This window comes from uncultured Oscillibacter sp. (assembly GCF_910587525.1).
Lineage (GTDB): Bacteria > Bacillota > Clostridia > Oscillospirales > Oscillospiraceae > Oscillibacter.
Genome location: NZ_CAJULS010000098.1, coordinates 1 through 8,903, shown reverse-complemented (window position 1 = coordinate 8,903; position 8,903 = coordinate 1). Strand labels below are relative to the sequence as shown.

The following is an 8,903-nucleotide window of genomic DNA, read 5'->3' as shown; positions in this document are numbered from 1 at the left end:
GCGAGGAGCACGGCTGCGGCAAGCCCGGCTGCACCGTGGGCTGTGACTGCGACCGGTATATTGAGGTCTGGAACAACGTCTTCTCCCAGTTCGTTAACGACGGCGAGGGGCACTACGAGGAGATGCAGAACAAGAACATCGACACCGGCATGGGACTGGAGCGGCTGGCCTGCGTGTGTCAGAATGTGAACTCCCTGTTCGATGTAGACACGGTGATGAACATCACCAACAAGGTCAGCGAGATCACAAGCGCCCACTACGGCGAGAGCCACAAAACTGACGTTTCCCTCCGGGTTATCACTGACCATATCCGCTCCTCCGTGATGATGATCTGCGACGGGGTGCTGCCCAGCAATGAGGGCCGGGGCTACGTCCTGCGCCGCCTGCTGCGCAGGGCCGCCCGCCACGGCAAGCTCCTGGGGGTGGACCGCCCCTTCCTCCACGAGGTGGTGGACACCGTGGTCCGCGAGAACGAGATCGCGTACCCTGACCTGCGGGAGAAGCAGGCCTATATCACCAAGGTCATCCGCACGGAGGAGGAGAACTTCGCCAAGACCATCGACGGCGGCATGAGGATCTATAACGATCTGCTTTCGGCCCACAAGACCAAGGGGGAGAAGGTCTTCTCCGGCGCGGACGCCTTCAAGCTCTACGACACCTTCGGATTCCCCATCGACCTCACCATTGAGATGGTGGAGGAAGAGGGCATGAGCGTGGACCGGGAGGGCTTTGACAAGCTGATGGAAGAGCAGCGCCTCCGGGCCCGGAAGGCACGGGAGGCCCTGGGCGACCTGGGCTGGGCCGGTATCGAGTTCGGCAGCGATGTGCCCGCCACGGAGTTTGTGGGCTATGACAATGACCGTATCCCGGATGCCAAGGTGGTGGCCATTGTGGCCGGGGGAGAGCTGGTGGACGAGATTGTCTCCGGCGTGGAGGCCGCCGTCGTTCTGGATAAGAGTCCCTTCTACGCTGAGATGGGCGGCCAGGTGGCGGACCACGGTGTGATCTGCGCCGGCAAAGTGGGTTTTGAGGTCACCGATGTGCAGAAGAATAAGGGCGGCAAGTTCCTCCACTCCGGCCGGATGACGGAGGGCGTGCTCAAAGTGGGCGACACTGTCTGCGCCCAGATCGACCCGGAGCGCCGCAAGGCCATCCGCCGGGCCCACAGTGCCACCCATCTGCTGGACGCCGCGCTGAAAAAGGTGCTGGGCGACCATGTGCATCAGGCGGGCTCCCTGGTGGAGCCGGACCGTATCCGCTTTGACTTTACTCATTTTGAGAGCATCACGCCAGAGCAGCTGGCGGAGATTGACCGTCTGGTCAACGACGCTGTTCTGGAGGGCCTGCCGGTGGTGACGGAGGTCCTACCCATTGAGGAGGCCAAGCGCAAGGGCGCCGTGGCCATGTTCGGCGAGAAGTACGGCGACGTGGTCCGCGTGGTGGAGATGGGGGACTTCTCCTTGGAGTTCTGCGGCGGCACCCACCTGGACAACACCGCCAAGGCAGGTCCCTTCCGCATCAAGTCCGAGGGGTCTGTGGCCTCCGGCGTCCGCCGGATTGAGGCCACTGTGGGCAAACTGACGCTGGAGACGGTGAACCGGAATCAGCAGATGCTGTTCCACGCCGCCCAGCTGCTGAAGACCACGCCCGGCGAGCTGGAGAGCAAGATCAGCCAGCAGGCGGCGGAGAACAAGGAGCTGCGGCAGGCCCTGGAGAAGTTCAAGGCCGAGGCGTCTTTGGGTGAGGCGAGGCAGTTCCTCACCGCCGCCAAGGACGTGGGCGGATTGAAGGTCCTCACTGCTGTACGCAACGGCCTGGACGCAAATGGCCTGCGCCAGATGGGCGATTTTCTGCGGGATAAGGCTCCGGACGTGGTGGCTGTGCTGGCCTCCGTCAACGGGGAGAAGATTTCCTTCTTAGCCGTCTGCGGCAAGGAGGCCGTAGCCAGGGGAATCAAGGCCGGGGAGCTGGTGAAGAACGTCTGCGCCATCTGCGGCGGCAAGGGCGGCGGAAAGCCGGACAGCGCCATGGGCGGCGGCACGGATATGCTGAAGCTGGATGACGCGCTGGCCAGTGTGGACGATTTCGTAGCCGGAAAGTTGGGCTGAAAGCGCGGGCGGCGAAGCCGCAGATCAAAGTTTCGCCAGCCTTTTCAAAGGCTGCGGGGGCACAGGGGGCGGCGCCCCCTGTGGGTTCCCGGAGCGCAGCGAAAATAGCGAAAGCCTGCAAGAGCGAAGTGAATTACAGGCCGTATTGACAAAACAACAAGACAAACAGCCCTCAAGGCAGCAAAGGAAAACAAGAAAATAATAGGAAGAGGAGAGGATGCTCAATGTCCACCCCCCGCAGCGTCCCTGTTAAGCGCCGCCTGACTGCTATGATGGCGGCCCGCTTCCCCGACTTCCTGTTTACCTACGAATGGCAGAACACCTATGGCTTTGTCCGCCAAAACCCCGGCCGCCTCTATGATTATCTGCTGATCGGCCGGAACTTTGAGGAGTACCAGGCCGGGTGGCGGGGCTATCTCGGCGTCGGCCCTCCTGGCCGTGGCTATAACCCGGACTGGTACGCCTGGACCACCGGCGACCCCTGGCGGCGCAGCTTGTGGAATGTGGAAGACTACGAGGACATTCTCTATCAGCAGGACCGGACGGCATTTCTGGACGATGCCCTGGAACAGCTGGCGGAGAAGATCGAGCAGGACATCATGCCTCTTTACGAGACGATTTTCCCCAAGCTCCCCTCCTCGGAGCTGCGCCAATGGCAGGGCCTGGCGGAGCGTGTTCTGCCTCAACTGGAGGCGCTGGAGAATCCGGACCGCTGGGAGGAGCTGCGGAAGTGGCAGAAGGCCGCCGCCCGGAGCAGGGCCGTCCAGGCGGAGCCGCCGGAGGAGATGGTGCGCTGGTATCAGGAGATCCGTGCCCTGCCGGGTTTTCGGGAGATATATAGCCAGTCGCCGATTACACGGGATCATATTTTCAACTGGTTTACCCACGCCTTGCAGGTGCATCCATGACGAGAAAAGGAGAACGGTTCCATGCTGATTGAATTCGATAAAATGGAGACTACCGTCATCCCCTATATGCGGGGTGGCGAGAAGGAGGTCTCCGCCCAGATGTATGCGGATTCCCTGGGGAAGATCATGCGGGGCACGCTGATCCCCGGGGCCTCCATCGGCCTCCATACCCATGAGACCAGCAGCGAGATCATCTACATCCTCTCCGGTACCGGAAAGGTGCTGTGCGACGGGACATATGAGCCGCTGTCCGCCGGCTCCTGCCATTACTGCCCCAAGGGTCATGAGCACAGCCTGAGCAACGACAGTGAGGGGGACCTGGTCTTTTTTGCCGTGGTGCCGGAGCAGTGAGGGAGGCGCAATGATTCCGAAAGACCCTGTTATTTTGCTGAGCTTTGTGAATACGAAGCTGCGGGATGAGTATCCCAGCCTGGAGGAGCTGTGCGCGGCGCTGGGCGCTGATGAGACGGCGCTGCGGGAGGCACTGGCGGCGCTGCATTGCGAATACGACGCCGGGCGGAACCAGTTTATATGAAGGAGGCGTTTTGTGCCATTTCCCATGTTTAAGTACCATCCGGACCCGTTTATGACGGAGATTTTCAGGAGACAGGATACGGCGGCGGTCTGCCCCTACTGCATATTGACTGCGATTGAAAACGGCGGCTTCGCCTAGAGCCTGTTTGAAAATGTCAAAACGCCCAAGCGGTGGACCTTTTTCCGCCGCTCCGCGTGGACTTTTCTTGCTGTATACAAAGTATGGCTGCGTCAAGATCGCCTTGACCGGCGAAGAAATCTCTCACCGCTGAGCATTGTGCCATTTATCAAACAAGGCCTAAAAAATAGAGGAGGTTTTGAAATGTCTGACTGCTTATTCTGCAAAATTGCCGCGGGAGAAATCCCCAGCGCCAAAGTCTACGGGGACGAGCTGTGCTGTGCTTTCAGCGACATCGCCCCTCAAGCGCCCACTCATTTTCTGGTGATCCCCAGGGAGCACATCGCCTCCGTCGCCGGTGTGAATACCGGAAACAGCGCGGTGGTGGCGCACATCTTTGAGGTCATCGCCAAAGTTACGGCGGAAATGGGCATTGAGAGCTACCGCGTGGTGTCCAACATTGGGGAGCAGGCGGGCCAGAGCGTGCCCCATCTGCACTTCCATGTGCTGGCCGGCCGGGACATGACCTGGCCGCCGGGCTGATTGTACGCGGGAAGAAAGGGGGACTGGCGTCAACGCCATTAAGATAAGACTAATTACCAAATAATGGGGCATTAAAATGTTCTTAGATTTCAGCTGAGCAAGCAGAATCCAAAACATTTCTGCACCTCATTATTTGGTAAATTTCCTTAACTTAATGATGTTGGGACTGACGTCCCCCTTTATCCGTTTTCCGCGTAGCCATACTGAGGGAGTGTCCTCTTCACAGATTTTTTGTAAGGGCCGGGCTCTGCAAAGCCGCATCCGCAAAACGAAAATCGCGGATGGTAAAGTGCGTGGGCGGACGCTTCCCTATACTGATGCAGACTTGAATCAGTATGAAAAAGGTAGTATAATACTGCAAAACTGCGGTTAGGGCACTAAGAAACAGTATTCACAGGCGCTGAAGACCATCTAGACAGGTCTTTTCGCGCCGCTCTTCGTTAAATTTTCTTGAGATACCCCCAGTATTCCTGCGAAAATCTGCCTTGGCCGGCGCGGTAATCCCTTGCCCATCTAGCGTTCCCCACCTGTGGATATGGTTTCTGAAAGGTGGACAGCAGGCCAGCTTATGACGGATATTTGGAAAACTGTTTTAACGATAGACCGGCATTACTGCATTTGGGTATTCTGTTATTTTTCAGGCAGAACCTGTTGAATTTGTGAATAGAAGATGAAAGGGGAAGTGACCCGTGAGAATCACAGAGGTGGCAGTGAAAAGAATATGTCTGGTATGTCTGGCGGCGGCGTTGCTGTTTGTTTTGCCAGGCTGCGGAGACAAAAGCCCCCTGGATCCCCAGGACCCGGTGTCCCTGACGGTCTGGCACTACTATAACGGCTCTCAGCAGGCGGCCTTCGATGCGCTGGTGGAGGAGTTCAACGATACAGCCGGCCGGGAACGGGGGATCTATGTGCAGAGCTACTCCCAGGGTTCGGTTTCCGACCTGGAGTCGGCGGTGCGGGATGCCATCAGCGGCAAGGTTGGTGCGGAGGCCATGCCGGATATCTTCTCCTCTTATGCGGATACAGCTTACGAAATTGAACAGGCCGGTGCACTGGCCAACCTCTCCGGGTATCTCAGTCAGGAGGAGCTGGAGCAGTATGTGGACTCTTACATAGAGGAGGGCCGCATCGCCGCCGATGGCACCCTCCGGATCTTTCCTACGGCGAAGTCTACGGAGATTATGATGCTCAATAAGACGGATTGGGAGGTTTTCGCGGCGGACACAGGCGCCTCTCTGGAGGATTTGCGGACCATCGAAGGTGTGGCGGCTGTTGCCAGGACCTACTATGAGTGGACGGACGGACTTACCCCTGATGTGCCTGGGGACGGAAAAGCCTTTTATGGCCGGGACGCCGTAGCCAACTATTTTATCATCGGGCTGCAGCAGCTGGGTGTAGAGATTTTTCAGGTAGAGCATGGGGAGATGACGCTTCACGCGCCCAAAGAAGAGCTTCGCCGCCTGTGGGAGAACTACTATGTCCCAATGGTCAAGGGCTACTTTGGGGCCTACGGCGCCTTCCGCTCCGACGATGTGAAGACGGGGGACATTCTGGCCTATACCGGCTCCACGTCCTCTGCCATGTACTTCCCCGACCAGGTGGAGCTGGACGCGGGCAGCCATCCCATCGACTATATTGTGATGCCGGCCCCGGTGTTTGAGGGCGGGAGAGCGTACGCTGTGCAGCAGGGCGCTGGCATGGTGGTCAGCAGGTCGGACGAGCGGCGGGAATACGCTTCTGTGGAATTTTTGAAGTGGTTCACCCAGGCAGAGGAAAATCTGCGCTTCGGCTGCGTTTCCGGTTATCTGCCGGTGCTGAAGGAGGCTGGCAGTACGGAAAAGCTGGATCAGGTCATCGCAGATCAGGGGCTGTCGGTGTCTCCCAAGACCTATGACTGCCTGACCACCATTTTTGAGGAGCTGGAGGAGATGACTCTCTATACCAACAAGAGCTTTCAGAACGGCTCCGCCGCCCGGAAGGTGCTGGAGTACCATCTTGCGGATCGGGCGGCAGAGGACCGGGCGGGGGTGCTGGAGGCCATTGCGCTGGGCAAGAGTCTGGAGGAGGCGTCGGCGGAGTATGTGTCGGACGGGGCCTTTGAGGATTGGTACAGTGCGTTCTGCCAGGCGCTGAACAATGCCGTCGGTAGGTGAGCGCATGGAGAGAGATAATCGTCAGACACGGAAGAGGCGGACTATCTTCCGTATGTTCCTCTTCCCTCTGATTGCCATCATGCTCTTGCAGGGGGTCATCACCATCGGTACACTGGTGGTCCGGCGGACGACGGCCACACTGGAGGAGTATTCCGCAAATATGATGAGCCGGCTGGTGGAGAACCGGGGCGTGATTCTGCAAAACGATATGAACCAGCGCTGGGCGTCCATCTATGAGCGGGAGGCATTGCTCAATGGCCTTTTGGAGCAGCATCTGGACAGTGAGGGCGCGGACCTGGCGACGCTGCTCCTCTCCGATGAGATGAGGGAGGCGCTGTTGGAGCGGCTGTTTCCGGAATGTCTGGACATTCTGCAGGGCAGTGCCTCCAATGGGCTCTTTCTGGTCCTGACGGACCTGGATGCCGGAGCGGCGGGGGAGTACGACGGATTCTTTATCCGGGATTCCGATCCCAACACAAATTCCGTCAATCATTCGGACCTGTTGCTGGAGCGGGGGAGCAAAGAGCTCTCCAGGGCCTGGAATATTCCGCTGGACACCAACTGGACACCCCGGTTCCACATGGACGGCCGGGATGTGAACGAATCGGATCGCTATTTCTATGAACCCTGGCGTGCGGGCCAGGACTTTCCGGAGGCGGATACAAGAGATCTGGGCTGCTGGTCGCTGCCCTTCTGCCTGGAAAAGGACCGGGTGGATCCCCATGAGATGATCACCTACTCCCTGCCTCTGCGGTATGACGGACTGACCTACGGCGTATTGGGTGTGGAGATCTCCAGCAGGCGGCTGTATGACTACTTCCCAGTGGCGGAGCTGAATGACGCACAGCAGTCCGGGTATCTGCTGGCTGTGAGAAGCGGGGAGGACAGCTATGTGCCTTTGGTGGGCAAGGGGATGCTCTATGATTTGGTCCGCCCCATGGATAACGGATTCCGTTTACAGAAGACGGCTTACCAGGACCTCTTCCGGGTGGAGGGCGCCAGACTGAATCACCAGGGCGTCTATGCCGTCTCCTATCCCCTGAAGCTGTACAGCGCCCATGTGCCTTACGAAAATACTGAGTGGGTGCTGGTGGGGCTGGACACAGAGGAGGACCTGTTCGGCATGAGCCGCCGGCTCTATGTCTGGATGGTGGCTGCCGTTCTGCTGGGCCTGGGATTTGGTGTTATGGGTATCTACCTGGCAGTGCGGCACCTGACCCGGCCGGTCCAGCGGCTGATGGGGTGTATCAGCGGGGGAACAGAGGGCCTTCAAGCTTTCAGGCCCTCCAATATCCTGGAGATAGACGCGTTGTACGATGTGGTTGTAGATCTGACTGAGCAGCAGAAAAAAGCGGAAAATATCCTTCTGGAGGAAAAAGAGCGTTACAAAGTGGCGTTGGAATCCTCCAAGGACATCTTTTTCTCCTATGATCTGCGGAGCCAGACGCTGGACATAGTCAACCATCCGTCTATGAGCGGGCAGTGGCAGTGCGGCGGCTTTGGAGGTTGCTTTATCGACCCCGGATGCATCCATGAGAAGGATCGGGCCTGCGCTGTCAAAGCCCTCCAGAGCGAGAAGGATGAGCTGTACGCGGAATTCCGGCTGCGGTGGCCGGAGGATGCGGAGTTCCTCTGGGTGGCTCTCTCAGGGAAGACGGTCTATGATACCGACGGGCAGCGCTGGAAGTTAGTGGGCAGCATCCGCGACATTCAGGAACAGAAAGTGCGGGAGGCGGAACAGCTCCGGAAAAACACCGTGGACGGAATCACTGGTCTCTATGCCTGCGGTGCCGGGCTTAAAAAGCTGGCAGAGTATCGAAAAGAGCGGCCGAAGGGCGTCATGGTCAGCCTGGTTCTGGACCGGATGAAGCAGATTAACGAAGAAAACGGAATCGTCTTTGGCGATATGATCCTGGAGGAACTGGGCGAGCTGGTGCGTGAGCGCTGTCAGGCGCTCACGGCGGAAACCGGCTGCCGTACGGCTGCCATGCGGCTGAACCGGGATGAATTTGTCCTGTGGCTGGAGAACCTGTCCGAGACCCGGGCGGCGGAATTTACAAGAGGACTGCTGGAAACGTTCGCTGTCCGGTTTCCCACCCTTCCCCTCCGGATGTGCGGCGGCCTTGCCCAAACGGATGGGGACCAGAGCACAGAGCGGCTGATCCGTATGGCGAAGCTGGCTGCCGCCCGTTCCGGCGCCGCCGGGCAGGCGCTCTCCTATGGAGGGCTTCCTGAGGGGGACCGTAGCGCCCTGCCTCCACTGCAGGCCCATGAGATCGCAGCCCTGGGCCACGGCGAGGATGTGAGCCTGGTGTCCGTAGCACTAAACCTGTTTGGCAAGGGCGGCGATTTCCCTGCGCAGATGACGCTGATGATTCGGAAGATCGGACGGTACTATCAGGCCGGCGGCGTTTTGGTGTCCCTGCTGCGGGCGGACTTTAATTCCGTCTATCTGAATTACCAGTGGCATCAGGATGGAAAGGACATGGTAAAAGATCGGAAGAGCACACGTCTGAACTCCAGTCACCATACGGAATCT

At 58.7% G+C, this 8,903-nt stretch carries 7 protein-coding genes; all 7 read left to right on the top strand.

The window, feature by feature from the left end:
• Positions 1-2,108: alanine--tRNA ligase (alaS, locus tag QZ326_RS09315; RefSeq protein ID WP_295744357.1), on the top strand; the 2,108-nt coding region annotated here is incomplete at its 5' end.
• A gap of 224 nt (positions 2,109-2,332) precedes the next feature.
• Complete coding sequence (locus QZ326_RS09310; protein ID WP_295744354.1) at positions 2,333-3,016, top strand: hypothetical protein; 684 nt, start codon at positions 2,333-2,335, stop codon at positions 3,014-3,016.
• A gap of 21 nt (positions 3,017-3,037) precedes the next feature.
• A complete protein-coding gene (locus tag QZ326_RS09305) occupies positions 3,038-3,367 on the top strand; it encodes a cupin domain-containing protein (RefSeq protein ID WP_295744352.1) in 330 nt (109 codons plus the stop codon).
• Between the two features lie 10 nt (positions 3,368-3,377).
• On the top strand, positions 3,378-3,551 hold the full coding sequence (locus tag QZ326_RS09300) for a DUF4250 domain-containing protein (protein WP_295744350.1): 174 nt from the start codon (positions 3,378-3,380) through the stop codon (positions 3,549-3,551).
• Between the two features lie 12 nt (positions 3,552-3,563).
• Positions 3,564-3,689: a hypothetical protein gene (locus tag QZ326_RS09295; protein ID WP_295744347.1), complete on the top strand. Its 126-nt coding sequence runs from the start codon at positions 3,564-3,566 to the stop codon at positions 3,687-3,689.
• Between the two features lie 183 nt (positions 3,690-3,872).
• Positions 3,873-4,211 carry a histidine triad nucleotide-binding protein gene (locus QZ326_RS09290; RefSeq protein WP_295744343.1) on the top strand — a complete coding sequence of 113 codons (339 nt, stop codon included), beginning with the start codon at positions 3,873-3,875 and terminating at the stop codon, positions 4,209-4,211.
• A 689-nt stretch (positions 4,212-4,900) separates the two neighbouring features.
• Complete coding sequence (locus QZ326_RS09285; protein ID WP_295744340.1) at positions 4,901-6,364, top strand: ABC transporter substrate-binding protein; 1,464 nt, start codon at positions 4,901-4,903, stop codon at positions 6,362-6,364.
• Positions 6,365-8,903: the final 2,539 nt, after the last annotated feature.

Excerpts from the sequence above, each read along its gene's own strand:
- QZ326_RS09300 (WP_295744350.1), top strand. The coding sequence starts at position 3,378 with ATGATTCCGAAAGACCCTGTTATTTTGCTGAGCTTTGTGAATACGAAG.
- QZ326_RS09310 (WP_295744354.1), top strand. The coding sequence starts at position 2,333 with ATGTCCACCCCCCGCAGCGTCCCTGTTAAGCGCCGCCTGACTGCTATG.
- QZ326_RS09290 (WP_295744343.1), top strand. The coding sequence starts at position 3,873 with ATGTCTGACTGCTTATTCTGCAAAATTGCCGCGGGAGAAATCCCCAGC.
- QZ326_RS09305 (WP_295744352.1), top strand. The coding sequence starts at position 3,038 with ATGCTGATTGAATTCGATAAAATGGAGACTACCGTCATCCCCTATATG.